This window comes from Variovorax sp. MSC1_012, assembly GCF_023667525.1.
Classification (GTDB): domain Bacteria; phylum Pseudomonadota; class Gammaproteobacteria; order Burkholderiales; family Burkholderiaceae_C; genus Variovorax; species Variovorax beijingensis_B.
Genome location: NZ_CM174443.1, coordinates 2,213,209 through 2,237,023 on the forward strand (window position 1 = coordinate 2,213,209; position 23,815 = coordinate 2,237,023).

The 23,815-nt window shown below is 67.4% G+C and carries 22 protein-coding genes; 18 read left to right on the forward strand and 4 right to left on the reverse strand.

Annotated elements, in window-relative coordinates:
* Positions 1-259: 259 nt before the first annotated feature.
* The 3 genes from L1081_RS10475 to L1081_RS10485 all read left to right on the forward strand — a co-directional run bounded on the left by L1081_RS10475 (position 260) and on the right by L1081_RS10485 (position 1,183).
* The gene (locus L1081_RS10475) at positions 260-547 is read left to right on the forward strand and encodes a hypothetical protein (RefSeq protein WP_489416354.1); all 288 of its coding nucleotides are present in this window, start codon (positions 260-262) and stop codon (positions 545-547) included.
* An 83-nt stretch (positions 548-630) separates the two neighbouring features.
* Positions 631-891, forward strand: coding sequence for a hypothetical protein (locus L1081_RS10480; protein ID WP_489416355.1), 261 nt, complete (start codon positions 631-633; stop codon positions 889-891).
* A gap of 85 nt (positions 892-976) precedes the next feature.
* Complete coding sequence (locus L1081_RS10485) at positions 977-1,183, forward strand: hypothetical protein (RefSeq protein ID WP_489416356.1); 207 nt, start codon at positions 977-979, stop codon at positions 1,181-1,183.
* Positions 1,184-1,209: 26 nt separating this feature from the next.
* Here L1081_RS10485 and L1081_RS10490 read toward each other — a convergent pair whose 3' ends face one another.
* On the reverse strand, positions 1,210-1,629 hold the full coding sequence (locus L1081_RS10490) for a cyclic nucleotide-binding domain-containing protein (RefSeq protein ID WP_489416357.1): 420 nt from the start codon (positions 1,627-1,629) through the stop codon (positions 1,210-1,212).
* Between the two features lie 79 nt (positions 1,630-1,708).
* Complete coding sequence (locus tag L1081_RS10495; RefSeq protein ID WP_489416358.1) at positions 1,709-2,650, reverse strand: LysR substrate-binding domain-containing protein; 942 nt, start codon at positions 2,648-2,650, stop codon at positions 1,709-1,711.
* A 134-nt stretch (positions 2,651-2,784) separates the two neighbouring features.
* Between L1081_RS10495 and L1081_RS10500 the strand changes: the two genes are divergently transcribed.
* The 4 genes from L1081_RS10500 (at position 2,785) to hpaI (ending at position 7,797) form a co-directional block, all read left to right on the forward strand.
* Positions 2,785-3,780 carry a tripartite tricarboxylate transporter substrate-binding protein gene (locus L1081_RS10500; protein WP_489416359.1) on the forward strand — a complete coding sequence of 332 codons (996 nt, stop codon included), beginning with the start codon at positions 2,785-2,787 and terminating at the stop codon, positions 3,778-3,780.
* Positions 3,780-5,303 (forward strand): D-arabinonate dehydratase, encoded by a 1,524-nt coding sequence (locus L1081_RS10505; RefSeq protein ID WP_489416360.1) that lies wholly within the window; start codon positions 3,780-3,782, stop codon positions 5,301-5,303. Before L1081_RS10500 ends, L1081_RS10505 begins: the two co-directional genes overlap by 1 nt.
* A gap of 182 nt (positions 5,304-5,485) precedes the next feature.
* Entirely contained in the window at positions 5,486-6,952 is a 1,467-nt protein-coding gene (locus L1081_RS10510) for a succinate-semialdehyde dehydrogenase (RefSeq protein WP_489416361.1), read from the forward strand.
* A gap of 41 nt (positions 6,953-6,993) precedes the next feature.
* Complete coding sequence (hpaI, locus tag L1081_RS10515) at positions 6,994-7,797, forward strand: 4-hydroxy-2-oxoheptanedioate aldolase (RefSeq protein WP_489416362.1); 804 nt, start codon at positions 6,994-6,996, stop codon at positions 7,795-7,797.
* A 24-nt stretch (positions 7,798-7,821) separates the two neighbouring features.
* On the opposite strand, the gene L1081_RS10520 is transcribed toward hpaI, so the two are convergent.
* Positions 7,822-8,877 (reverse strand): substrate-binding domain-containing protein, encoded by a 1,056-nt coding sequence (locus L1081_RS10520; RefSeq protein WP_489416363.1) that lies wholly within the window; start codon positions 8,875-8,877, stop codon positions 7,822-7,824.
* A 125-nt stretch (positions 8,878-9,002) separates the two neighbouring features.
* Between L1081_RS10520 and L1081_RS10525 the strand changes: the two genes are divergently transcribed.
* From L1081_RS10525 to L1081_RS10545, 5 genes are read left to right on the forward strand one after another with little or no spacing between them, the layout of a single operon-like run.
* Positions 9,003-10,031: a DctP family TRAP transporter solute-binding subunit gene (locus tag L1081_RS10525; protein WP_489416364.1), complete on the forward strand. Its 1,029-nt coding sequence runs from the start codon at positions 9,003-9,005 to the stop codon at positions 10,029-10,031.
* 6 nt (positions 10,032-10,037) lie between these two features.
* Entirely contained in the window at positions 10,038-11,933 is a 1,896-nt protein-coding gene (locus tag L1081_RS10530; protein WP_489416365.1) for a TRAP transporter large permease subunit, read from the forward strand.
* A 37-nt stretch (positions 11,934-11,970) separates the two neighbouring features.
* Complete coding sequence (locus L1081_RS10535; protein ID WP_319431609.1) at positions 11,971-12,510, forward strand: VOC family protein; 540 nt, start codon at positions 11,971-11,973, stop codon at positions 12,508-12,510.
* A complete protein-coding gene (locus tag L1081_RS10540) occupies positions 12,507-13,778 on the forward strand; it encodes a RuBisCO large subunit C-terminal-like domain-containing protein (protein ID WP_489416366.1) in 1,272 nt (423 codons plus the stop codon). Before L1081_RS10535 ends, L1081_RS10540 begins: the two co-directional genes overlap by 4 nt.
* Positions 13,778-15,130, forward strand: coding sequence for a four-carbon acid sugar kinase family protein (locus tag L1081_RS10545; protein ID WP_489416367.1), 1,353 nt, complete (start codon positions 13,778-13,780; stop codon positions 15,128-15,130). The genes L1081_RS10540 and L1081_RS10545 overlap by 1 nt, the downstream gene beginning before the upstream one ends.
* Positions 15,131-15,148: 18 nt before the next feature.
* On the opposite strand, the gene L1081_RS10550 is transcribed toward L1081_RS10545, so the two are convergent.
* On the reverse strand, positions 15,149-15,946 hold the full coding sequence (locus L1081_RS10550; protein WP_489416368.1) for a metallophosphoesterase: 798 nt from the start codon (positions 15,944-15,946) through the stop codon (positions 15,149-15,151).
* A 102-nt stretch (positions 15,947-16,048) separates the two neighbouring features.
* Here L1081_RS10550 and L1081_RS10555 point away from each other — a divergent pair, with 102 nt between their 5' ends.
* The 6 genes from L1081_RS10555 (at position 16,049) to L1081_RS10580 (ending at position 23,814) form a co-directional block, all read left to right on the forward strand.
* Positions 16,049-16,843 (forward strand): GDSL-type esterase/lipase family protein, encoded by a 795-nt coding sequence (locus tag L1081_RS10555; protein WP_489416369.1) that lies wholly within the window; start codon positions 16,049-16,051, stop codon positions 16,841-16,843.
* A gap of 229 nt (positions 16,844-17,072) precedes the next feature.
* A complete protein-coding gene (locus L1081_RS10560; protein ID WP_489416370.1) occupies positions 17,073-17,351 on the forward strand; it encodes a hypothetical protein in 279 nt (92 codons plus the stop codon).
* Positions 17,352-17,482: 131 nt separating this feature from the next.
* Positions 17,483-18,121: a YjbF family lipoprotein gene (locus tag L1081_RS10565; protein WP_489416371.1), complete on the forward strand. Its 639-nt coding sequence runs from the start codon at positions 17,483-17,485 to the stop codon at positions 18,119-18,121.
* Positions 18,118-21,084, forward strand: a complete 2,967-nt coding sequence (locus tag L1081_RS10570) for a YjbH domain-containing protein (protein WP_489416372.1) — start codon at positions 18,118-18,120, stop codon at positions 21,082-21,084. The genes L1081_RS10565 and L1081_RS10570 overlap by 4 nt, the downstream gene beginning before the upstream one ends.
* 31 nt (positions 21,085-21,115) lie before the next feature.
* Positions 21,116-21,550 (forward strand): arsenate reductase/protein-tyrosine-phosphatase family protein, encoded by a 435-nt coding sequence (locus L1081_RS10575; protein ID WP_489416373.1) that lies wholly within the window; start codon positions 21,116-21,118, stop codon positions 21,548-21,550.
* A complete protein-coding gene (locus L1081_RS10580; RefSeq protein ID WP_489416374.1) occupies positions 21,547-23,814 on the forward strand; it encodes a succinoglycan biosynthesis protein ExoP in 2,268 nt (755 codons plus the stop codon). The genes L1081_RS10575 and L1081_RS10580 overlap by 4 nt, the downstream gene beginning before the upstream one ends.
* Position 23,815 lies beyond the last annotated feature (1 nt).

Sequence of the window (23,815 nt, forward strand, 5' to 3'; positions counted from 1 at the left end):
GCAGTGCGTGCAGTGCGCGGCGCACGATCCTGAAATTCTGCCACTGCTCCCGTAACCCCGTCGGCAGCATCTTGCCGCGGCCGCTGGATGTAGTCTGCGCTGCCACCTCAGATGCGAAAGGTTCCTACGCAGCACCTTCGATCGCCATGCAGTATTTCTTCTCGCGCGGCCTGAACCATGCGGCCGGTGGCGCCGCTCAGCGATGCGGCGCTCGCGCGCAAGGCGCGATGGGCGTGCCCGCGCCCAAGGAGCATTCGCAATGAACACGCAGGACGCAGCCGCCGGAAGCGGCACCGAAGAACCGGGCATCGACTTCATCTACCGGGGCTGGCACTTCAAGTACGGTGCGCAACGCACGGGCCCGGGCGTGTACCGCCCCGTGGTCGCGTGCCTTGGCCGGGGGCATGGCCCCGAGCAAAAAGAGACGCTGCCCAGCGACACCGACGAGATCGCCTATGCCACCGAGGCGGAGGCGCTGCGGCACGCAGAGCAGCAGGCGATGCGCTGGGTGCACGACCGCACCGGCGATGGCCAGGGTCAACTCTGACGCGGCGCGCCCGGCCTCCGCCCGAATCTTCTTCGACACCACGCCGGGCCGAGGTCGTTCCGCGAAACAGTGAAGGAACATCCATGACCGCATTGGACCTGTTGAACCTGGATGTACTGCTCGCGCGCAGCGTGCTGCTGCGCACCGACTACATGCAGGTGCAGACCCGCATCCGCGACGCGATGTCGCGCCACCAGCTCGCCGCCGGCAGCGCCCCCGGGGACGAGGATTTCGGCGAACTCATCCACGCCATGAGCCGCTCGCTTTCGGCCGACGCCCGCTACCTCTGCACGCTCTCGTCCATGGTGCGCGGCATCATCGAGCGCGCGAAAGCCCCGGCCTGAGCGGCGCCTGCTGCTGTCTTTTTGCGACAAGGGGCCGGGCCGCCGTCCGACACCTCATGCCCATGCGCCAGCGCAGCGTTCAAGAATGAAATCTCCTCGACAAGCCAGAAGCGACCAACGCGACAACGCGCGCGTGTTCCGCTGGGGCGTCGGCGCGGCCATCTTCGTGTTCATCCTGGCGCTGGCCTACAACTTCCTGGCCCAGACGCGCGAAGAAGGGCCGGTCAAGCCGTCGACGCCGACGCAGAGCGCGCCGCAGACGGCTCCGGCCAGCCCGCAGCCGGGCAAATAGCGCATCGGCCGCGGCTGGCCCGGTGCCTACCCCAACCCGAGCTGCCCGCGCATCGCCCTCGTGCGCTCGATGGCCATGCCCAGCAGCTTCAGCGCCATCTGCGGGTGCTGCTCGCAGAGCCCGCGCATGGCCCCCACGGGAATCAGGTACACCGATGAAGCCTCGGCCGCCACCAGCGTGTGCTTCGCCTGGTAGCGGTTTTCGCCGAGCGAAGGGCCAAGGAAGAAGTCGTGCTGGCAGATCAGGTCGGTGACGACATCGGCGCCGCTCGCGCGTCCATGGCTCACCACTTGAAGCAGTCCGCTCGCCACGCAATAGACCCGGTCGGTCCACTCGCCAGAGGCAAGAACGGTTTCTTCGCACTGGTAGGCGCGCAGTTCGCTGGCCTCGTCCAATGCCGTGCGGTCCGCATGCGGCAGATCGGCGACCAGGGTATGCAAGTACATGCCCGAATGGTCCTCGAAGGCACTGCAGAGTGCATACCCATGAATTGGGTATACGGTGCAGGAAAGCCACGGCGCCCTCTCAAGCCGCGGACTTCACTCTGGCCGCGCGCCGCAGGCATTCGATCAGTTGCTGCGTGCTGGGCGTGCGCCGGCGCCCGCGCATGGTGATGAGCCCCACCGGCGGCAGCTCGATCGGCACCTTGACCGGCAGCACCTTCAGCATGCCCTGCTGCTGGAAATGCCGCGCCACCGAGCGCGCCATGAAGGCCACCGCATCGCGCTGCTGCAGAAAGCTGATCTGCGCGAGGAAGGAGGCCGACTCGATGATGTCGGCCGGCGGATGCACGCCGTCGCGAAAGAACATCTGGTCGAGCTTCACGCGCAAGGAGGCCCAGGGCGGCGGCATCACGCAGTGCTCCTTGGCCAGGTCGGCCCAGCCCAGCCGGCGCTTCGCCGCCAGCGCATGCCCGGGCCGCACCACCACCTGCATGGGCTCGGCATGCAGTGCCTCGGTCTCGAGGTCGGGCGCGGCGTAGCCGGGCTCCAGCCGCCCCACGAACAGATCGAGCTCGCCCAGGCGCAGCTTGGGCAACAGGCGCGTGAGATCGCCCTCCTCCACCAGCACCGTGGTCTGCGAGGAGTTGGCCTTGAGCATCTCGACCGCGCGCGCCAGCAGCACCGGCATGGCCACCACCATGGCGCCCACGCTGGTGCGGCCCGCGGCGCCGCTGGCCACGGCGGCGATCTCGTCGCGCGTGCGGTCGTAGTCGGCCAGCACCGAGCGAGCGAAGCGCACCACGCTCGCGCCATAGGGCGTGGGCTCGGTGCCGCGCGTGGAGCGCTCGAACAGCGCAAGGCCGAACATGCGCTCGATCTCCACCAGCGACTTGGACACCGCCGGCTGCGTGACCGACAGGAATTCGGCCGCGCGGCCCAGGTGGCGGAACTGGTCGAGCGCCACCAGCATCTGCAGGTGGCGCAACTTGAGGTTGGAACGCAGGACGCGGTCGATCTGGCTCATCGTGGTGCTTGCGGCTGTTTCCGCTTCATAACCTCCAGGCTATGAAGAGAGTCCGCTATTTCATTGGATTGCAATGATTGTCTACTGAAGAATGCGCCCAGCTTTCTCGAACAACAATCGTCGGAGACATACGCATGACCTTGCATCGCACCCTGCAGCGGCGCCAACTGGTGCTGGGCGGCCTTGGCGCCGCCGCGCTCGCCACCGCCACCGGCCGCGCCTTCGCGGCCGACTATCCGGAACGCCCCATCACCTTCATCTGCCCGTGGCCCGCCGGCGGCACCGCCGACCGCTCGATGCGCGCCATCTGCCAGATTGCCGCGCGCGAACTCGGCCAGCCCATTGCGCTGGAGAACCGCGCGGGCGCCTCGGGAATGATCGGCACCAAGGCGCTGGCCTCGGCCCGGCCGGACGGCTACACCATCGGGCAGATCCCCATCTCGGTGACGCGCTTTGCGCAGATCGGCACCGTGCAGATCGATCCGCTCAAGGACCTGAGCTACCTCGCGCGCACCTCGGGCCAGACCTTCGGCATCGCGGTGCCGGCCAGCTCACCCTTCAAGTCGCTGCGCGACATGGTGGCGCAGGCCAAGGCCAAGCCGGGCGTCGTCAGCTATGCCCATGCCGGCGTGGGCGGCGCCACCCACGTGGGCATGGAGCAGTTCGCGCAGGCGGCCGGCGTCAAGTTCAACGCCATTGCCTACAAGGGCGGCTCGGCCGCGCTGCAGGACGTGCTGGGCGAACAGGTCGACATGCTGGCCGACAGCAGCTCCTGGGCGCCGCATGTCGAAAGCGGCAAGCTGCGCCTGCTCGCCACCTGGGGCGAGGCGCGCACGCCGCGCTTCAAGGACACGCCCACGCTCAAGGAACTGGGCTACGACGTGGTGGTGGAAGCGCCCAACGGCATCGGCGCGCCGCGCGGGCTGCCGCCCGCGGTGGAAAGGAAGCTGCGCGACGCGTTCCGCGTGGCCGTTGCCAGCGAAGAATTCAAGAAGGTGGCCGACAGCATCGACGCGCCGGTCATGTACCAGGACGGCCCCGACTACCGCAAGTACGTCGAAGCCGTCTACAAGCAGGAGACCGAGCTGATCCGCAAGCTCAATCTCAAGGAACTGATGGAGAAAGGTTGATGGCCGACAGCCCCCTGCTTCGCCTGCACCCGCACGACAACGTGCTGGTTGCCAAGACGCCCATCGCCCTCGGCGAATCGATTGCCGAGTTCGGCGTGCGGGCGCGCGCGCAAATTCCCGCGGGGCACAAGATCGCGTCGCGCGCCATTGCGGCCGGCGAGCAGGTGAAGAAGTACGACACCGTCATTGGCGTGGCCTCGCGCGACCTGGAGGCCGGCGACTACGTGCACAGCCACAACCTCACGCTGGTGGACTCGTACCGCGACCCGGCCTTCTGCCAGGATGTGCGTCCGGTGGCCTACGTGCCCGAGGCCGAGCGCGCCACTTTCATGGGTTTTGTGCGGGCCGACGGCCGCGTGGGCACGCGCAACTTCATCGGCATCTTGTCATCGGTCAACTGCTCGGCCACCGTCATCAAGCGCATCGCGGCGCACTTCACGCCCGAGCGCCTCGCGGCCTTTCCCAACGTGGACGGCGTGGCCGCCTTCGCGCAGACCAGCGGCTGCGGCATGTCATCGCCGAGCGAACACTTCGACGTGCTGCGCCGCACCCTGGCGGGCTATGCGCGCCATCCCAACCTGGCCGGCGTGCTGATCGTGGGCCTGGGCTGCGAGCGCAACCAGGTCGATGCGCTGGTCGACTCGCAGGGGCTGCAGCAGGGCCGCCTCATGCGCACGATGGTGATGCAGGACGTGGGCGGCACGCGCCAGACCATCGAGGCCGGCATCCGCGCGGTGGAAGAAATGCTGCCCGAGGCCAATGCCGCGCAGCGCACCCGCGTGGGCGCCAGCCACCTGAAGATCGGGCTGGAGTGCGGCGGCTCCGACGGCTTCTCGGGCATCACGGCCAACCCCGCTTTGGGTGCGGCCATGGACGTGCTGGTTCGCCACGGCGGCACCGCCATTCTTTCCGAAACGCCCGAGATCCACGGCGTCGAATTCATGCTCACGCGGCGCGCCGCCACGCCCGAGGTCGGCCAGAAGCTGCTCGACCGGCTGGCCTGGTGGGAGCGCTACACGGCCGGCCAGAACGCGCAGTTCAACGGCGTGGTGGGGCACGGCAACCAGGCCGGCGGGCTGGCCAACATCTTCGAGAAGTCGCTGGGCTCGGCCATGAAGGGCGGCACCACGCCGCTGCAGGCCGTGTACGAATATGCGGAGCCCATCGACCAGGCCGGCTTCGTCTTCATGGACTCGCCGGGCTACGACCCGGTGGCCGTGACCGGGCAGATCGCGAGTGGCGCGCAGCTGATCTGCTTCACCACCGGACGCGGCTCGATGTTCGGCAGCAAGCCTGCGCCGACCATCAAGCTGGCCAGCAACACGCCGATGTTCAAGCGCCTCGAGGAGGACATGGACATCAATTGCGGCGTGGTGCTCGACGGAGAGCTCTCGGTGCCCGAACTCGGCCAGCGGATCTTCGAGCAGATCCTGCGCCATGCCTCTGGCGAGCGCACGCGCAGCGAAGCGCTGGGCCTGGGCGACCACGAGTTCGTGCCGTGGCATCTCGGCATCGTAAGTTGAAATGAACCCACCCCCGTCCCTCGCTCACTTCGTGTAGCTCGACTCCCCCCCTCAAGGGGGCAACACCGGTGGCCCGGCAAAGCCGGTTCCACGGTGTTCCTGGCCTTGGCCGCGCCGGCGCCATGCGCGGCAGGTTGCCGAACAGTACGTTGGACTTCTGACCCATTCTTGACGCAACAGACATGCTCACCCTCTCCCGCCCCGATCTGCAGCGCACAGCCAACTTCATTGCCGGCGAATGGTGCAGCGCCGCCGACCGCACGCTGGACGTGACCGACCCCGCCACCGGTGCACTCATCGCGCAGGTGCCCGACTCCGGCGCGGATGCAGCGCGTGCCGCCGCCGATGCCGCGCACGCCGCCTTCCCCGCCTGGCGCCGAACGCCGGCCAAGCAGCGCGCGCAGATCCTCAAGCGCTGGAACGACCTGGTGCTCGCGCATCAGGACGACCTGGGCCGCCTGATCTCGCGCGAACAGGGCAAGCCGCTGGCCGAAGGCATCGGCGAGGTCGCCTATGCGGCCAGCTACATCGAGTGGTTCGCCGAAGAGGCCACGCGCGCCAACGGCGACGTGATTCCCGCGCCCGTTCCGGGCCGGCGCATGTTCGCCATCAAGGAGCCGGTGGGCGTGGTCGCCGCGATCACGCCGTGGAACTTTCCGGCCGCGATGATCGCGCGCAAGATCGCGCCGGCGCTTGCGGCGGGCTGCACCGTGGTGTGCAAGCCGGCAGAGGACACGCCGCTCACCTCGCTCGCGCTGGTGGCGCTGGCTGCGCAGGCCGGCGTGCCCGCGGGCGTGCTCAACATCGTGACGGCTTCGCGCGAGCGCACGCCGGAGGTCGTCGACGCATGGCTCGAAGACGCCCGCGTGCGCAAGATCACCTTCACCGGGTCGACGCCGGTCGGCAAGCACCTGGCGCGCCGCTCGGCCGACACGCTCAAGAAGCTGTCGCTCGAGCTCGGCGGCAATGCGCCCTTCATCGTGTTCGAGGATGCCGACATCGATGCCGCGGTCGAGGGCCTGATGGCCGCCAAGTTCCGCAACGGCGGCCAGACCTGCGTGTGCCCGAACCGCGTGTTCGTGCACGAGGCCGTGCATGACGAGTTTGCCGAGCTGCTCGCGGCCCGTGTGTCGGCGCTGCGCGTCGGCCCGGCCAGCAACCCCGCCTCGCAGATCGGCCCGATGATCAATGCACGCGCCATCGAAAAGATCGAGCGCCATGCGCAGGACGCCGTGGCACGCGGCGCGCGCGTGCTCGCCGGCGGCGCGCGGCTGCCCGCGCTGGGACCGAACTACTTCGCGCCCACCGTACTGGTCAACGCCGACGCCACCATGGCCTGCGCCTGCGAAGAGACCTTCGGCCCGGTCGTTCCGCTGACGCGCTTCGCAGATGAAGCCGAGGTGGTGGCCCAGGCCAACGACACGCCCTTCGGCCTGGCCGCGTACTTCTACTCGCGCGATGTGCGCCGCATCTGGCGCGTGGCAGATGCGCTCGAAGCCGGCATCGTCGGCATCAACGAAGGCGCACTGGCCGCGGAGGCTGCGCCCTTCGGCGGCGTGAAGGATTCAGGCTACGGCCGCGAAGGTTCGGTCCACGGCCTCGACGACTACCTGCACACCAAATACCTCTGCCAGGGCCAGCTGGACTGACGCCGCGCGCACACCCCCCACACACCTCCAACGGAAAAGACATGCCCGCCATCAACGCCTTCAAGACAGCCCTGGCCGCCAAACAGCCGCAAATCGGCCTCTGGCTCTCGATGGCCGACCCGTACATGGCCGAGGTGAGCGCCACCGCCGGCTTCGACTGGCTGCTGATCGACGGCGAGCACGCGCCCAACGACCTGCGCTCGACGCTGGCCGCATTGCAGGCCGTGGCGCCCCACCGCGCCCAGCCGGTGGTGCGCGCGGTGCAGGGCGACACGGCGCTCATCAAGCAACTGCTCGACATCGGCGCGAAGAACCTGCTGGTGCCCATGGTCGACACGGCCGAACAGGCCCGCGCGCTGGTATCGGCCACGCGCTATCCGCCGCTGGGCATCCGCGGCGTCGGCAGTGCCGTGGGCCGCGCCTCGCAGTGGAGCGCGCGCGCCGACTACCTCGACATCGCCGATGCGGAGGTCTGCCTGCTGGTGCAGGCCGAAACCGTGGCGGCGCTCTCCAACCTGGCGCAGATCTGCGCCGTGGACGGCATCGACGGCATCTTCATCGGCCCGGCCGACCTGGCCGCGTCGATGGGCCACCGGGGCCGGCCCGGGCATCCGGAAGTGCAGGCCGCCATCGAGGCCGCCATGCGCACCATCGTGGCCTCGGGCAAGGCCGCGGGCACGCTGACCTCCGACCCGAAGCTGGCCCGGCGCTACCTGGAGCTGGGCTGCAGCTTCGTTGCGGTGGGTGTCGACGTGCTGCTGTTCGCGGGCGCGGCCCGCAAGCTCGCGGCCGACTTCAGCGGCGCGCCGCCGGCCGAAGAGCCCGCGCCGCGCGCGGCCTACTGAACGAAGTCCTCGGCGCGAAAAAAGCTACGGCAGGTTCTCGCGAAAGATCACCTGGCTGCGGGTGGTTTCCACGCCGCTGAGCACCTCTCGCCCGTCGCGCAGGTTGGCGAAGATGCGCACGCAGTTCATCAGCGTGGTGTGCGGGCTCTGCGTGATCACCGCGTCCATGCTGCCGTCGATCAGCAGCGTGCGCGTGTCGGGCGTGAGCCCGTGCCCGATGAACACCACCTTCTGCTCGCGCCCCGCCTCCTTCAACGCCCGTGCCACGCCATCGGATGCGCCGCCAATGTTGTAGATGCCGCCCATGTCGGGGTATTGCTCCAGCAGCGCGCGCGTCTGCCGGTAGTTCTTGCCGGCGTCGTCCTGGCCTTCGCGCAGGCCCACCACCTCGAGCCGCGGAAACATCTCGTCGATCACGTGCAGGAAGCCGGCCTCGCGCTCCTCGTGGGCCTTGTAGCTCAGGCTGCCCGCGATGAGCGCGACCTTCGCGGCGCGCGCGCCGATGAAGCGGCCGATGAGGTAGCCCGCGGTGCGGCCGGCCGCGCGGTTGTCCAGCCCCACGAAAGCCGCGCGCTCCGAGTTCGACAGGTCCGAGATCAGCGTGACCACCGGCAGGCCGCGCGCAGCCAGCGCCGCCACGGCCTCGCGCACCGCGGGGTGCTCCAGCGCCATCATCGCGATGCCATCGCAGCGCTGGCCATGGCGGCGCAGCGCGTCGGCCAGCTCGTGCGGATTGAAGCTCTCGATGAACACCGTGCGGCACTGCACGTTGAACGGCGCCCAGTGCTCCTGCGAATAACCCACCATGTCGCCCAGCATGCGGATGAAGCGGTTGGTGCCGGCCGGCAGCAGGAACACCAGCCTGAGCGGAGGCGGCGTGAGCGCCGCATAGAGCTCGGGCCCCGGCAGGTAGTCGAGTTCGCCCGCGGCCTTGAGCACGCGCTGCACCGTGGCGTCGCGCACGCCGGGGCGGCGGTTGAGCACGCGGTCGACGGTGGCGGTCGACACCTGCGCCGCGCGGGCGATGTCGACCACGCGCGCGCGCCGTGCATCGGAAGTAGGTGAAGGGTTATCCCGCATACATCAAAAACCATCAGGATCGAGTTTGACCCGGATGATGCATCCTTTTATCTTCGCTGTGGCTCAAATCCAATGGTGCATCAGATTGCATCAGCCGCATTCCGAAGATCCTGGAGACAAAAGACATGACCTCGCTCACTCGCCTGAACCGCCGCGGTGCCTTGCGCACGCTTTCCGCCCTCCCCGCCGCCGGCATCGTGTCGGCCGTGCCGCGCATCGCGCGCGCCGCGGAGTTCTCGTACAAGTACGGCAACAACTTGCCGCTCAGCCATCCGCTGAACATCCGCGCGCAAGAGGCGGCCGACCGCATTGCCAAGGAAAGCAAGGGCCGCGTCGAGATCAAGATCTTTCCCAACAACCAGCTCGGCGGCGACACCGACATGCTGGCGCAGGTGCGCTCGGGCGGCATCGAGTTCTTCACGCCCTCGGCGCTGGTGATTGCCACGCTGGTGCCGGTGGCCGCCATCAACGCGGTGGGTTTCGCGTTCAACGACTACAGCCAGGTGTGGGGCGCCATGGACGGCAAGCTCGGCGCGCATGTGCGCGGCGCCATTGCCAAGTCGCGCCTCTACGCCTTCGAGAAGATGTGGGACAACGGCTTTCGCCAGACCACCAGCAGCAAGGCGCCGGTCACCAATGCCAAGGACATGGACGGCCTGAAGATCCGCGTGCCCGTGAGCCCGCTGTCGATCTCGATGTTCAAGGGCCTGGGCGCGGCGCCCGCGAGCCTGCAGTTCAGCGAGGTGTACTCGGCCCTGCAGACGAAGATCGTCGATGCGCAGGAAAACCCGCTGCCGATCATCCAGGTGGCCAAGCTGTTCGAGGTGCAGAAGTTCTGCTCGCTCACCAACCACATCTGGGACGGCTACTGGTTCATTGCCAACGGCCGCGCCTGGGAGGCATTGCCCGACGACCTCAAGACCATCGTGGCGCGCGCCATCAACGACGCCGGCATGCAGCAGCGCGAAGACATCAGGAAACTCAACGAATCGGTGGTCGGCGACCTGCAGGCCAAGGGCCTCAGCATCAACCGCCCGGTGGCCGAGAGCTTTCGCGCCAAGCTGCGCGAGTCGGGTTTCTATGGCGAGTGGAAGGGCCGCTTCGGCCCCGAGGCGTGGGCCCTGCTCGAAGGCTCCGTCGGCAAGCTGGCCTGACCGCCCATGGTGCATGAATCCACTTTCGAGGCGGCGCCGTTCGTGGGCGCCGGCCCCTCCGCCAACGCGCTGAGCGGCGCGGCCGGGCGCGCCGACCGCGTGCTGGGCGGCCTGGTCGAGGCCGTGGCCGCGCTGCTGGTGCTGGCCGAGATCTGCGTGCTGTTCGCGGGCGTGGTGTCGCGCTATGTGTTCCATGCGCCGCTGGTTTGGTCGGACGAGCTCGCGTCCATCCTGTTCCTGTGGCTCTCGATGCTGGGCGCCGTGGTGGCGCTGCGGCGCGGCGAGCACATGCGCATGACGGCGCTGCTGCAGAAAGTGCAGCCTTCGACACGCGCGATGCTCGACGCCTTTGCCATCGCGGCCTCGGTCGCGTTCCTGGTGCTGATCATCTGGCCGTCCATCGACTACGCGCATGAAGAGTCGTTCATCGTCACGCCCGCATTGGAGATCAGCAACGCCTGGCGCGCCGCGGCCATTCCAACGGGCATCGGCATCATGCTGGCGATGGCGCTGCTGCGCCTGCTGCGCGTGTGCACCGGCCGGCAGATCGCCGTTGCGGTGCTCGGCATGGCGGCACTGGTGGCGGCCTTCTGGCTTGCAGCGCCGCTCTTTGCCACGCTCGGCAAGTTCAACCTCGTGATCTTCTTCGTGGTGGTGGTGGCGGCCACGGTGCTCTCGGGCGTGCCCATCGCCTTCTCGTTCGCGCTGGCCACCTTCGGCTACCTGGCGCTCACCACGCGCACGCCGCTCTTGGTGATGGTGGGCCGGCTCGACGAAGGCATGTCGCACCTGATCCTGCTCGCGGTGCCGCTCTTCATCTTCCTGGGCGCGCTGATCGAGATGACGGGCATGGCGCGCGCCATGATCCAGTTCCTTGCGAGCCTCTTGGGCCACGTGCGCGGCGGCCTCTCGTATGTGCTGATCGGCGCGATGTATCTGGTGTCGGGCATCTCGGGTTCCAAGATCGCCGACATGGCGGCCATTGCGCCCGTGCTGTTCCCCGAGATGGTCAAGCGCGGCGCCAAGCCCGGTGACCTGGTCGCGCTGCTGTCGGCTACCGGCGCGCAGACCGAGACCATTCCACCGTCGATCGTGCTGATCACCATCGGCTCGGTCACGGGCATTTCGATTGCGGCGCTGTTCACGGGCGGGCTGCTGCCGGCCGTGGTGCTGGGCGCCGCGCTGTGCGTGGTGGTGTGGTGGCGCTACCGGCGCGAAGACCTGAGCGGCGTTGCGCGCCACAGCAAGCGCGAGATCGGCAAGCTGCTGCTGGTCGCGCTGCCCGCGGTGCTGCTGCCCTTCGTGATCCGCGCCGCCGTGGTCGAGGGCGTGGCCACGGCCACCGAGGTGTCGACCATCGGCATCGTGTATTCGGCCATCGTCGGGCTCTTCGTGTACCGGCAGTTCGACTGGAAGCGGCTCAAGCCGATGCTGGTCGACACCGCCTCGCTCTCGGGCGCGATCATCTTCATCGTCGGCTGCGCCACTGCCATGGCCTGGGGCCTCACGCAGTCGGGCTTCTCGCAGGACCTGGCGCGCGTCATGGGCGCGCTGCCGGGCGGCGCGTACGGCTTCCTGGCGGTGTCGATCGTGGCCTTCATCGTGCTGGGCAGCGTGCTCGAGGGCATTCCGGCCATCGTGCTGTTCGGGCCGCTGCTGTTTCCCATTGCCAAGGCCGCGGGCGTGCACGAGGTGCACTACGCCATGGTCGTGATCTTCGCGATGGGCATCGGCCTGTTCGCGCCGCCCTTCGGCGTGGGCTACTACGGCGCCTGCGCCGTCAGCAAGGTCAACCCCGACGAGGGCATCCGCCACATCTGGGGCTACATCGCCGCGATGCTGGTGGGCTTGGTGATCGTGGCCGCGTTCCCGTGGTTCTCGACCGGTTTTCTCAAGTTCTGATCACAACAACACACTCACATCAACGGAGCCAACCGCAATGAGTCGATTCCTCGGCGAGATTCGCCAGCTGGGCTATGTCGTGCATGACATCGAGGCCGCCATGGACTACTGGAGCACCACGCTGGGCGTGGGCCCGTGGTTCTACAACCCCAAGGTGCCGATCAAGAACTACCGCTACAACGGCCAGGCGCACGAGCCCCACAACTCGGTGGCGCTGGCCAACTCGGGCTACGTGCAGGTCGAGCTGATCCAGACGCGCAACGACGTGCCCTCGATGTACCGCGACTTCCTGCAAGCCGGCCGCACCGGACTGCAGCACGTGGCCTACTGGACGGCCGACTACGACGCCGACCTGGCCCGCCTCACCGCGCAGGGCTTCAGGCCCGTGATGAGCGGCGAGGTGGGCGAGCGCGGCCGCTTCATCTACTTCGACACCGAGTACCACCCTGGCACCGTCATCGAGCTGTCCGAAGTGGCGGGGCCCAAGGGCAAGATGTTCGACCTGATCCGCAGCGCCTCCGAGGGCTGGGACGGCAGCGAGCCGGTGCGGCCTTTCCCAGACCTGAGCAAGCTGTGACCGTGACCGAACGCATCCGCGCGCGCTACCTCGTCGAGACGCCGCTGGACCCGGCCGTAGTGGCCGAGGTGATGGCCGGCGAACAATCGTGCGGCACCTTCACGCGCGTCGAGGGCGAAACCGACGCGCTGCGCGAACGCGCGCGCGCCACGGTCGAGGCGATCACCGAACTGGAACCGGCCAGTGCGCCGAGCCTGCCCAACGCACTGCTCGAACGAAAGGGCACGCGCGGCCCGTGGCGCCGTGCGCACATCGACATCTCGTTTCCCGCAGCGAACATCGGCGCCAACCTGCCGACGCTCGCGGCCACGGTGTCGGGCAACCTGTACGACCTGGGCGAAGTCACGGGCCTGCGGCTCGAATCGCTGCAGCTGCCGCCCGCCTACCGCGCGCAGTTCGACATGCCGCGCGCAGGCATCGCGGGCACGCGGCGCACCACCGGCGTGGCGAGCGGCGCGCTGGTCGGCACCATCATCAAGCCCAACGTGGGGCTGTCCGCCAGCGAGACTGCCGCCCTGGTCGCCAGGCTCTGCGCCGCGGGTGTCGACTTCATCAAGGACGACGAGGTCTGCGCCGACCCCGCGCATGCGCCGCTTGCCGAGCGCGTGCCCGCGGTGATGGCCGTGGTGCGCGCGCACCAGGAGCGCACCGGCAAGCACGTGATGGTGGCCTTCAACATCACCGACGAAACCGATGCGATGAAGCGGCATGCCGACCTGGTCGAGCGCGAAGGCGGATCGTGCGTGATGGCCAGCCTCAACTGGTGCGGCCATTCGGGCATGCAGACCCTGCGCCGCCACACCGGCCTGGCGCTGCACGGCCACCGCAACGGCTACGGCGCGCTGTCGCGCCATCCGCTGCTGGGCATTTCGTTCCAGGCGTATCAAACCCTCTGGCGGCTTGCGGGCGTCGACCACATGCACGTGCACGGCCTGCAGGGCAAGTTCTCGCAGCCCGACAGCGAAGTCATCGAATCGGCGCGCGACTGCTTCACGCCCCTGACCGATGCCGCGGACGACCGCGTGATGCCGGCCTTCTCGTCGGGCCAGTGGGCCGGCACCGTGCCCGCCACCTGGGCCGCCATCGGCAGCGACGACCTGCTCTTCATGGCCGGCGGCGGCATCCTCGCGCATCCCGACGGCGCGGCGGCCGGCGTCACCAGCATCCGCCAGGCCTGGTCGGCCGCGCGTGCGGGCACCGCGCTGGAAGAAGCCGCCCGCGGCGCACCCGAGCTGGCGCGCGCACTGGCCTTCTTCGGCAGGCCGTGATGCCGGCAACGCAAGCGCCGGCCATCGTCTACTACGGCGACGATTTCACCGGCGCCACCGACACGCTCGGCACCGCCGCGCGCGCCGGCCTGCGTGCCCTGCTCTTCCTGAAAACGCCCGATGCCGCGCGGCTCGCGCAGGCCGGGCCGCTCGACGTGCTGGGCATCGCGGGCGCCGCCCGCGCCATGGCGCCCGAAGCCATGCAGGCCGAACTGGCCCCGGTCGCCGCGCTGTTCCGTTCGCTCGGTGCGCGCGTGCTGCACTACAAGACCTGCTCCACCTTCGACAGCGCGCCGCACATCGGCTCCATTGGCGCAGCAGTGCGTGCGCTGCGCGGCGCCGTCGAACAGCCCTGGACCGCGATCGTCGGCGGCCAGCCCAACATCGGCCGGCACTGCCTGTTCGGCAACCTGTTCGCCGCGGCCGGCGCGGGCGGCGAGGTGTTCCGCATCGACCGCCATCCGACGATGAGCCGGCATCCGGTCACGCCGATGCATGAGGCGGACCTGAGATTGCACCTGGCGAAGCAGGGCCTGGCCGGCGTGCGCTCCATTCCTTTCACGGCCGCCTCGCTGGGGCCGGAGGCGCTTGGCGAGGCGCTGCAGCGCGCGCTGCGCCCGAACGCCAGCAACACCGAGGCTGTACTGTTCGACGTGGCCGATGCCCCGCAACTCGCCGCCATCGGCCATGTGCTGTGGGCGCAGGCCCGGCGCGCCACGCTGCTGGCCGTGGGCCCGAGCAGCGTGGTCGATGCTTTGGCCTCCGCGCTTGATGCGCGCACTGATGCACAGACAGACCCGCGCCACGTCGCTCCCGCGCGCGGCCCCGTGCTGGTGCTTGCCGGAAGCCTCTCGCCCGTCACGGCGCGTCAGGTGGCGGCGGCACATTCATTCGACACCGTGTGGCTCGACGCGCCGCGCCTCGCGCAACGCGACACGGCCACGCTGGAGCGGCATGCCCGCGACATCGCGCAAGGACTCGCCCGCGGCCGCAGCATGCTGGCCTGCACCCGGCCCGCCGAGCAGACACCTGCCGAAGGCAACAACAAGCTCGATGCTCAGGCCCTCTCGCGCGCCGGCGGCGACCTGCTGGCCAAGGTGCTGGCGATGGCGCCGCTGCAACGCGTCGGCATTGCCGGCGGCGACACCTCGAGCCATGCCGTGCAGGCGCTCGATGCGTGGGGGCTCTCCTATGCGGCCGACATGGGCGCCGGCGCCTCGCTGTGCCGCGTGCACAGCGACGATGCCGCGTTGGATAGCATGGAGATCATGCTCAAGGGCGGCCAGATGGGCTCGGACGATGTGTTCGAGCGGCTGGTGCATGGTGATGCGGGCACCAGCCCGCTTTCGTGAAAGCGCAAGGCGCGTTGTTCAGGCGAACGCATACGGGCCGGCAAAGTCTCCGATGTGGCTCAGGTGGCTGAGCATGCCGTGCCGCTCGTCCCACAGGTGCAGCATGCAGCCGCGCGGCCCCACGTGCGACTGCGGCGGCGCATCGGCGCGCAGCTGCAAGTCGATTTCCGTTGTGGTGCTCGGGCATGAACAGATCACCGTGCCGCCCCAGCGGCGCAGCATCGTGCGGTGCACATGCCCGCACAGCACCAGCTCGACATTCGGCGCGCTTCGCACCACGTCTTCGAGCGGCTGGGCCTCCATGCAGCGATAGGCGTCCATGTAGGGAATGCCGCTCATGAAGGGCGGATGGTGCAGCATCAGAAGGGTGGGTTTCACCCTGTCTTTCGCCAGCGCGCGCGCAAGCCAGGCGAGGCCTTCGGCGTCGATGTGGCCGTGGTGCTTGCCGGCAACGCACGAGTCCAGCCCGATGATGCGCACCGCGTGGTCATCCACGCACCAGTGCAGCGGCCCCGCCTTGGGAAGATAGGCGTGGTCACCGCTGAACGCGGCGCGAAAGTTCTCGCGATGGTCGTGGTTGCCGGGTATCACGAGAAACGGAATGCGCGAAGCCAAGAGCAGCGTGCGCGCCATCTGGTATTCGTCGGTGCGGCCCTCGTCGACAAGGTCGCCGGTGAGCACCAGCAGATCAGGGCGACGATCGAGCGCATGCACGTGCGCAAGCGCCTCGGCAAACATCCTGTTGGAGTCGACAACGCCCTGGTACAGCTCGCCTTTGGCGCGGATGTGCGGATCGGACAGCTGTGCAATGAGCATTTGGCTCCTCGAAGGATGGGCTGCCATGGTGTCTTCGCGGAACGAGTGCGCCCATACGCCTGTTGGCGTAGCCGAGTCACACCCCGAGCGCATACTGTTCGCATGACCATCGCGAAGCTTCTCGTCGTTCTGCTCGCCGCCCTTGCGCTGGCCGCCTGCAGCTCCATCGGCCAGAAGACGCTCGCCCCTGTCGCCAGCACCTCCGCGCCGCGAGCTCCCGCACCCCCGGCTCCCGTGCGCAATTGCAGCGTTGCGCTCTATGGCGATTCGATTCTGTGGGGTGGCTATGGCGCAACCATGGGCACACGGCTCCAGGATCCGCCTGCGGTTGCGCTCAGGCGCATACGGCCGGCCTGGGTGGTTTCTGATCACTCCGTCATCGGCGACAGCGCACACAAGCGCAGCCCGAGTTTTCTGAAGGAGCGGATCTCTGCAAGTGTCGTGGTGCTGCAGTACGGCATCAACGACGTCGGCAACAACTACGCCTATGAACCGGCACTGCGCGCCATGGCGCAACATGCCAAGGTACAAGGCAAGGTGCTTGTGATCACCGGCCTGTCGCGCGTCCGGGGCTCTCTCGCCGAGCGCACGGCCCAATACGATGCAACGGCACGCCGCGTCGCCAGCGAAACGGGTGCCGTGTTCGCGGACTGGTCCACCGTGGCGTTCGATCCGGCACACATGGCGGACGATATCCACCCGGCCCAGCCCTACAGCTCGCGGCTCAACGAGCGGCTGGCAGCCACGCTCGACCGTGCCGTGCCCGCCTGCAGCCTCAGCGCCGCTGGCCCGGTGCGAGATCGCAACGAAGAATCTTCAATAATTGAAACAAAACAATTCAACGGTAAGCATCGTCTTACAGCAACTGCATTGCAATTGTTAAACAATTTGAATTAAGAAGCCCAAAGTTCTAATTTCAAATCCAGTTTCCTGCTGTAACGCAGAAACGTCCGCGATTTGCGGCTTCCCCGACCCGCGTCGTCTAACCTGTTTCCGCCTACCCTCCGCCCCTCTGAAGTGGTACCATCGAGCCGTTGACTAGAGTAACAATGCGCAATCGCCGGTTACTATCGGTTGTCGACGCTGTCGCTCACTTCCAAGCTTCAACTGAACGGGGAAAAAATTCATGAAACATAGTCACCTGATCGCAGCCATGGCCCTCGCAGCCCTGGCCTCCGCGCCTGCACTCGCCCAGACGACCCTGCCCACGCCTCCGGCCAGCGCCGCTGATGCCGTGCGCGCAGCCGGTGGTGGCGGCCTGACGACCCCGCAAATTGGCGCGGCAGTTGGCGGCGGCGTGCTGCTGGCAGCGACCCTTGGTGGTGGCGGCGGCGGCGGTGGCGGCGGCTTCATCATCCCCGGCGGCCCTGGCGGCACCGGTACCGGAACCACCGGCACCAGGTAATGGTCGGAGCCCTCCGCAAGGGGGGGTTCCCAGCGAGATTCCAAAGCACCGCCAGCGCGGTGCGAAAACTAGGATGTTGCGTACTCGCATCATCCTTTTTTTTGGGCGGATGCTCCTCGGGCTCCTCGGCAATGCTTGCCACGGCCCGGCACCTCTACAACAACAACGCCTCGCCGTCGGACTCCCACACATTCCGTCCGGAATTCAGCTATTTGCGGGCCACCCTCGAAGGTCGCACCGTGTTTCTCGTGCTCGGATACGTCGACCCACACCCCGAAGGTCCCACAGAGGTCTGGTACAGCGCCTCGGGTGAAACCGTGCGCCTTCGCCACGGGCGCCTTGTGGCCACGGCCGGCTTGACGACCGACTGGCGTGCGGTGCGCCTTGTCAATGCGCCCGCCTGGCCCTCTGCCACGGCTGCCGAGCGCACGACAACTACAACAACACGCTTCCAGCGCGAGCGCGACCTGATGCCGGGCTACCGCTCGGGCATACGCGACGAAATCGAGCAACGGCAAATCGCGCCGCCCACCGACACCATGCTCGCCGGCCGGCCCGCGAGTTCGCTGCGCTGGGTCGAGGAGCGCAGCAGCACGCGCCCGGCCTCGGCGTCGCTGCCGCCGGCACGCTTTGGCCTCGCCCAGGTTGGCGACAAGCTCGAGGCGGTCTATTCCGAGCAGTGCCTTTCCCGTGATCTGTGCTTGAGCTTCGAGCGGTGGAATCCCTCTGTGCCAGCCAACGTTGCCTCGACAAGCGCAGCTGGTTCATGAGCCCCCCGCCCCCGCCCGGCCCCATCACCAACCCCTTCCGCCTCAGCCTGCTGGCCGCCGCGATCGTGTTGATGACTCCCTCCGCCCACGCCGCAGCCACCGACCGCAGTGTTGGCGGCGCCGCGCAAGTGCGGCCGGGCGAGCGGCTCAGCGACTGGCTGCTGCGCCAACCCGAGGATGCGGCCGGCCCCGGCCTCGCATGGCAGGTGCCGCAGGAACTGCTCGCGCAGCAGTACCTGAAAGAGTCGCTGCTGGTGCGGGTGGAAGCGGCCGTTCGATCGGCCTCGCCCGAGGAACGGGCTTCGCGCGAGCAGCTGCTGTCTGTGCTGCAGAGCCTTCCGGCGACCGGCCGCGTGGCGCTGGGCATCGTCGATCCGCGCTGGCTGCAGGCGAATCCCGGGCAAGACCCGGTGCTCCGCGAAGGCCAGCGGCTCGCGGTGCCGCCCGCCCCGCTGCGCTCGGTCACCGTGGTGCAGCCCGACGGCAGCTTTTGCCGCGTGGCGCATGAAGGCGGACGCTCGCTGCTCGACTACCTGAGCGCCTGCGGGCTCGACAGCGGCGCCGACTGGGCCTGGATCGCGCAGCCCGACGGTCGCACCACGCGCGCGGGCATCGGCGCCTGGAATGCAGAGCCCGCCGACGAGCCCGCGCCCGGCGCCTGGATCTGGGCTCCGCCGCGCCGCATGGCCGCGCTGGCGGACATGTCGGAAGGCCTCATCAAGTTCCTTGCCGTGCAAGGCCCGTCGCCGCAGGAACCCACCACCACTTCCCCGGCCGCCAACGCGCCCGTGTTCGCCGCGCCCACCGTGGCCGCGACGCTGCCCGAAGCCGTGGCCTCGCAGCCGCGCCCGCTCGACATCAGCGGCAACGACTGGGGCGAAACCGGCCTGCTGCAAACGCCATCGGCCCGCATGGGCGTGGCCGGCGACACGCGCGCATCGCTCACGTCGATCTGGCCCTACACGCGGCTGAACGTGATGTTCCAGCCCTTCGACTGGATGGAAGCGGGCTTTCGCTACACATCCATCTCCAACCGCGCCTACGAAGCCAGCACCACCGGCCAGTCGAACAAGGACAAGAGCATCGACATCAAGCTGCGGCTGCTCAAGGAAACCGCCCTGGTGCCCGAAGTTGCGCTGGGCTTCCGCGACCTGGGCGGTACCGGCCTTTTCTCCGGCGAGTACCTGGTGGCAAGCAAGCGCTGGTACGACCTCGACTTCAGCCTTGGCATCGGCTGGGGCTACCTGGGTGCGAGCGGCAACATCAGCAACCCCTTCAAGCTGCTGGGCAGCCGCTTCGACACCCGCGGCAGTTCGAGAGCCAACGAAGCCAGGTTCGGCTCCTACTTCCGTGGCCCGGCCGCCCTCTTTGGCGGCGTGCAGTGGCGCACGCCGTGGGACCCGCTCACGCTCAAGCTCGAATACGAAGGCAACGACTACCAGAACGAGCCGCAGAACAACAACCAGCGCCAGCGCACGCCCTTCAACATCGGCCTGTCTTACCGCGTGTCGCCCAAGGTCACGCTGTCTGCCGGCTTCGAGCGCGGCGACAAGTTCATGATTGGCCTCACGCTGTCGAGCAACCTGGCCGCATCGCAATCGCCCAAGCCGGCCGACCGGCCGCTGCCGGAATTTCGGCCGGAGGCGGCTCTACGCTCCCCGGGCTGGGCAACCACCGCGGCGGAGATCGAGGCGCAGACCGAATGGATCGTCGAGCGCATTGCGCCCAAGGACGACGTGCTGCATGTGTGGGTGACCGACAGCAACACCGTCTACCGCACCGCGCGCGTCGAAAAAGCCATTGCGGTGCTCCATCACGATGCGCCGGACACCATCAAGAGCTTTGTCTTTCACTACGCCGAGCGCGGGCTCGCGGTGCATGCGCAGGCCATCGAACGCGCCGAATGGGTGGCCGCGCGCATCCAGGCCCTGCCGCCGCACGCCGCGCGCGCCGTGTCCAAGCGCGACTACGAACCCGAGCTGGCCCGCCCCAACGCAAAGAGCACCGCCGCGCAGAGCACCGCCGCCCCCGAGGCGGCCGCTCCGGAAGCGAACGCTCCCTGGGTGCGCCCGCGCGACAAGTTCACCTTTGGCATGGCGCCGAGCTATGGCCAGATCGTCGGCGGGCCCGACGCCTTTCTGCTCTACCAGATCGGCATCCAGGCCACCGCCGAATACCGCTTTACCCAGCGCACCTGGCTCAGCGGTGCGGTCAACCTGCGGCTGGCCGACAACTACGACAAGTTCACCTACACCGCGCCCAGCGAGCTGCCGCGCGTGCGCACCTACCAGCGCGAGTACGTCACATCGCGGCGCTTCACCATTCCGTCGCTGCAACTCACGCACGTGGGGCAGTTGTCGAGCAACCACTACTACAGCATGTATGGCGGCCTGCTCGAAACCATGTTTGCGGGCGTTGGCGCCGAATGGTTGTACCGTCCGGCGCGCTCTCCGGTGGCCTTTGGCGTGGACATCAACCGCGTGCGCCAGCGCGACTTCAACCAGGACTTTGGCCTGCGCGACTACAAGGTGACCACCGGCCATGCCAGCCTCTACTGGGACACCGGCTGGAACGGCGTCATGGCCAAGATCAGCGCGGGCCAGTACCTTGCGGGCGACCGTGGCGTCACGCTCGAAGTCATCCGCCGCTTCGACAACGGCTTTGTGCTGGGTGCCTACGCCACCAAGACCAACGTCTCGTCGAGGCAGTTTGGCGAAGGCGATTTCGACAAGGGCATCTACCTTTCGATTCCGCTCGACGCGCTGCTGCCGCGGTCGAGCAAGTTTGCGCTGGGCTTTGCATGGTCGCCGCTCACGCGCGACGGCGGCGCGCGCCTGGCCCGCAGCAACACCCTTTATGAACTGACCTCCGTGCGCGACCAGGGCGCCTTCAACTTTGCGGCCCCGCCAGACAACAAGCCGCGTGCCGGAGACAACATCTTGAATTTCGATCGCAGCCCATGAGCGTTTTTTGTATGGAAGAAAGGCGGACACGTTGAAATCCGTTCTTGTCGTTTGCATCGGCAACATTTGCCGAAGCCCGATGGCGCACATCCTGCTGGCCGATGCGCTGCCGGAGATCGCCGTGTCGTCGGCCGGCACGGGTGCGTTGATAGGCCACCCGGCGGATCCCATCGCCCAAGAGTTGATGGCCGCGCGCGGACTCGACCTGAGCGCGCACAGGGCACGCCAGATCACCCAGTCGATGTGCGTTCAGGCCGATCTGATCCTCACCATGGACGACGGGCAGCGCCGCCACATCGAAACCAACTACCCGCTCACGCGCGGCAGGGTGTTTCGCCTTGCCGAAACCGCCAAGCTGAATATCCCTGACCCCTATCGCATGGGCCAGGAAGCCTTCGAGCACGCACTTCAACTCATCGACGCCGGCGTCAAGACATGGGCCGAACGGATTCGGCAATTCAAATGAACACTCCTGCTGTGACCACTTCCAATGCTGTGCGGGGCGGCCAGGCTGCTACGGCCTCGGCCGCAAGGCCGGATGACGATGATGTTATCAATCTGTCGGAATGGATCGACATTCTGATCGACCGCAAATGGCTGGTTGCGGCTGTCACTGCGCTGGCGCTGATGCTCGGTGTAGCCTACGCGCTGCTGTCTACCCCAGTCTACGAGTCCAACCTGCTGATTCAGGTCGAAGATGCAGCGCCGGATGCCAAGGGCTTTCTCGGCGAAGCCTCCAGTCTGTTCGACGTAAAGACGCCCGCCACCGGCGAAATCCAGGTCATCCGCTCGCGGATGGTACTGGGCGCCGCAGTGACCCAGACGCACGCCTATATCGACGCTAAGCCGCGCTATCTGCCGATATTGGGCCGTTGGCTAGCGCGGCGAGCTGACGGCCTTTCGGACCCCGGCTTCCTTGGCATGGGGGGCTACGTCAACGGCAAGGAACGTATCGGGGTCGCCCGCTTCGACGTGCCGGCGGAGCTTGAAGACGAAGCACCTTTCCTGATCACCGCTCAGGGCGAAGGCCAATACACGCTGAGACACGCGGAACTGGACCAGCCACTGACCGGTATCGTTGGCCAGCCGCTGCACCATGCGCTCGAAGACGGGGCTATCGACCTGCTGGTCGACAAGCTCGAAGGAAAGCCCGGCGCGGAATTCGTCGTGTCGCGTGCTTCGCAGCTGCGCACCATCGAGAATCTGCAAAAGCGACTGCAACTCGGTGAGCAAGGCAAGCAATCAAACGTGATCAGCGTGACACTGCAAGACAGTGATCGCGACCAGCTCTCCCGCATCCTCAATGCCATCGGCGAGCAGTACGTGCAGCAAAACGTCGAGCGGAAGGCGGCCGAGGCGCAGAAGACGTTGGTCTTCCTGGACGAGCAGCTGCCTGAATTCAAGCGCCAGCTCGAAGCCTCGGAAGATGCCTACACGCGCTTTCGCAACAAGAACGGCACCGTAGCCTTCGATGAAGAAGCCAAGGGCGTGCTGGCCCAGACCATCGAGCTGCAGACCAAGCTTCTCGAAACTCAACAGAAGCGCCGTGAACTGGCCGCACGCTTCACGGATAACAACGTGCGTGTGAAGACCATCGATGGACAGATCGGCGCTATCGAGAAAGAGATCAGCGGCCTCAACGCGCGCGTAAGCCGCATGCCCACTTTGCAGCAGGATGCACTGCGCCTAGAGCGCGACGTGCGGGTGAACAGCGGCCTCTATCAATCACTGCAGAACAATGCACTGCAGCTGCGCTTGGTAAAGGAAGGCAAGACCGGCAACGTGCGCCTGCTTGATAAGGCAGTAAAGACCAAGGAGCCAATCAAACCGCAGAAGCAACTGATCCTCGCGATTGCGCTGGCGCTGGGCCTATTAGCTGGCGCGGCGCTGGCGATCATGCGCAGCAGCTTCCTGGCGGGCATTCGGGATCCGCAGGAGATCGAGGCGCACACCGGCCTCTCGGTCTATTCGGTCGTACCCTTCACGATCGAACAGACGACGCTCGACCAAAGCGTTGCAGCTGGGGCCAAGGGTATCCAGCTGCTGGCGGTGACCCACCCAGACAGCCCGCCCATCGAGGCGTTGCGCAGCCTGCGCATCGCGCTGCAATTCGCTACGCTGGAGGCTGGCAACAATCGCATCCTCATCACGGGCGCGACGCCAGGCATCGGCAAGAGCTTTGTTTCCGGCAATTTCGCGGCCATCATGGCCCACGCCGGCAAGCGGGTGCTGCTGATCGACGCCGACATGCGCAAGGGCCACTTGAACAAGCAGTTCGGCCTGCCTCGCGAAGGCGGTCTGTCGGAACTGCTGGCTGGCGAGCTTTCAGTTCAGCAAGCCATCCGCGCGCAAGTGCTGCCCAACCTCGACATCCTCACCACCGGCAAGCTGCCGGTCAATCCGGCCGACATGCTGATGTCGGAGAGCTTTGTGCGTCTCCTCGAAATGGTGTCCGCGCAATACGAACTGGTCGTCATCGACACGCCACCAGTGTTGGTAGCTGCCGACACGGCCGCTGTGGCGCCGTACATGGGCGCCGTGCTGCTGGTTGCCCGCGCGGACCAGACTCAGCTCGGCGAACTCAATGAAAGCGCCAAGCGCCTCGCACACGCGGGCAAGGCGGTGAGCGGCGTGATCTTCAACGGCATCGACCTGACGCGTCGCCACTACGGTAGCCATGGCTACCGCTATGGTGGCTATCGGTATACGACGTACAAATACAACGAATAAA

What these genes read in the sequence shown, in the direction of transcription:
- L1081_RS10580 (WP_489416374.1), top strand. Translation starts at nt 21,547, where the DNA reads ATGAACACTCCTGCTGTGACCACTTCCAATGCTGTGCGGGGCGGCCAG.
- L1081_RS10560 (WP_489416370.1), top strand. Translation starts at nt 17,073, where the DNA reads ATGAAACATAGTCACCTGATCGCAGCCATGGCCCTCGCAGCCCTGGCC.
- L1081_RS10550 (WP_489416368.1), bottom strand. Translation starts at nt 15,946, where the DNA reads ATGCTCATTGCACAGCTGTCCGATCCGCACATCCGCGCCAAAGGCGAG.
- L1081_RS10510 (WP_489416361.1), top strand. Translation starts at nt 5,486, where the DNA reads ATGCTCACCCTCTCCCGCCCCGATCTGCAGCGCACAGCCAACTTCATT.
- L1081_RS10545 (WP_489416367.1), top strand. Translation starts at nt 13,778, where the DNA reads ATGCCGGCAACGCAAGCGCCGGCCATCGTCTACTACGGCGACGATTTC.
- L1081_RS10520 (WP_489416363.1), bottom strand. Translation starts at nt 8,877, where the DNA reads ATGCGGGATAACCCTTCACCTACTTCCGATGCACGGCGCGCGCGCGTG.
- L1081_RS10490 (WP_489416357.1), bottom strand. Translation starts at nt 1,629, where the DNA reads ATGTACTTGCATACCCTGGTCGCCGATCTGCCGCATGCGGACCGCACG.
- hpaI (WP_489416362.1), top strand. Translation starts at nt 6,994, where the DNA reads ATGCCCGCCATCAACGCCTTCAAGACAGCCCTGGCCGCCAAACAGCCG.
- L1081_RS10530 (WP_489416365.1), top strand. Translation starts at nt 10,038, where the DNA reads ATGGTGCATGAATCCACTTTCGAGGCGGCGCCGTTCGTGGGCGCCGGC.
- L1081_RS10555 (WP_489416369.1), top strand. Translation starts at nt 16,049, where the DNA reads ATGACCATCGCGAAGCTTCTCGTCGTTCTGCTCGCCGCCCTTGCGCTG.
- L1081_RS10570 (WP_489416372.1), top strand. Translation starts at nt 18,118, where the DNA reads ATGAGCCCCCCGCCCCCGCCCGGCCCCATCACCAACCCCTTCCGCCTC.
- L1081_RS10535 (WP_319431609.1), top strand. Translation starts at nt 11,971, where the DNA reads ATGAGTCGATTCCTCGGCGAGATTCGCCAGCTGGGCTATGTCGTGCAT.
- L1081_RS10475 (WP_489416354.1), top strand. Translation starts at nt 260, where the DNA reads ATGAACACGCAGGACGCAGCCGCCGGAAGCGGCACCGAAGAACCGGGC.
- L1081_RS10495 (WP_489416358.1), bottom strand. Translation starts at nt 2,650, where the DNA reads ATGAGCCAGATCGACCGCGTCCTGCGTTCCAACCTCAAGTTGCGCCAC.
- L1081_RS10485 (WP_489416356.1), top strand. Translation starts at nt 977, where the DNA reads ATGAAATCTCCTCGACAAGCCAGAAGCGACCAACGCGACAACGCGCGC.
- L1081_RS10505 (WP_489416360.1), top strand. Translation starts at nt 3,780, where the DNA reads ATGGCCGACAGCCCCCTGCTTCGCCTGCACCCGCACGACAACGTGCTG.
- L1081_RS10480 (WP_489416355.1), top strand. Translation starts at nt 631, where the DNA reads ATGACCGCATTGGACCTGTTGAACCTGGATGTACTGCTCGCGCGCAGC.
- L1081_RS10565 (WP_489416371.1), top strand. Translation starts at nt 17,483, where the DNA reads ATGCTTGCCACGGCCCGGCACCTCTACAACAACAACGCCTCGCCGTCG.
- L1081_RS10525 (WP_489416364.1), top strand. Translation starts at nt 9,003, where the DNA reads ATGACCTCGCTCACTCGCCTGAACCGCCGCGGTGCCTTGCGCACGCTT.
- L1081_RS10500 (WP_489416359.1), top strand. Translation starts at nt 2,785, where the DNA reads ATGACCTTGCATCGCACCCTGCAGCGGCGCCAACTGGTGCTGGGCGGC.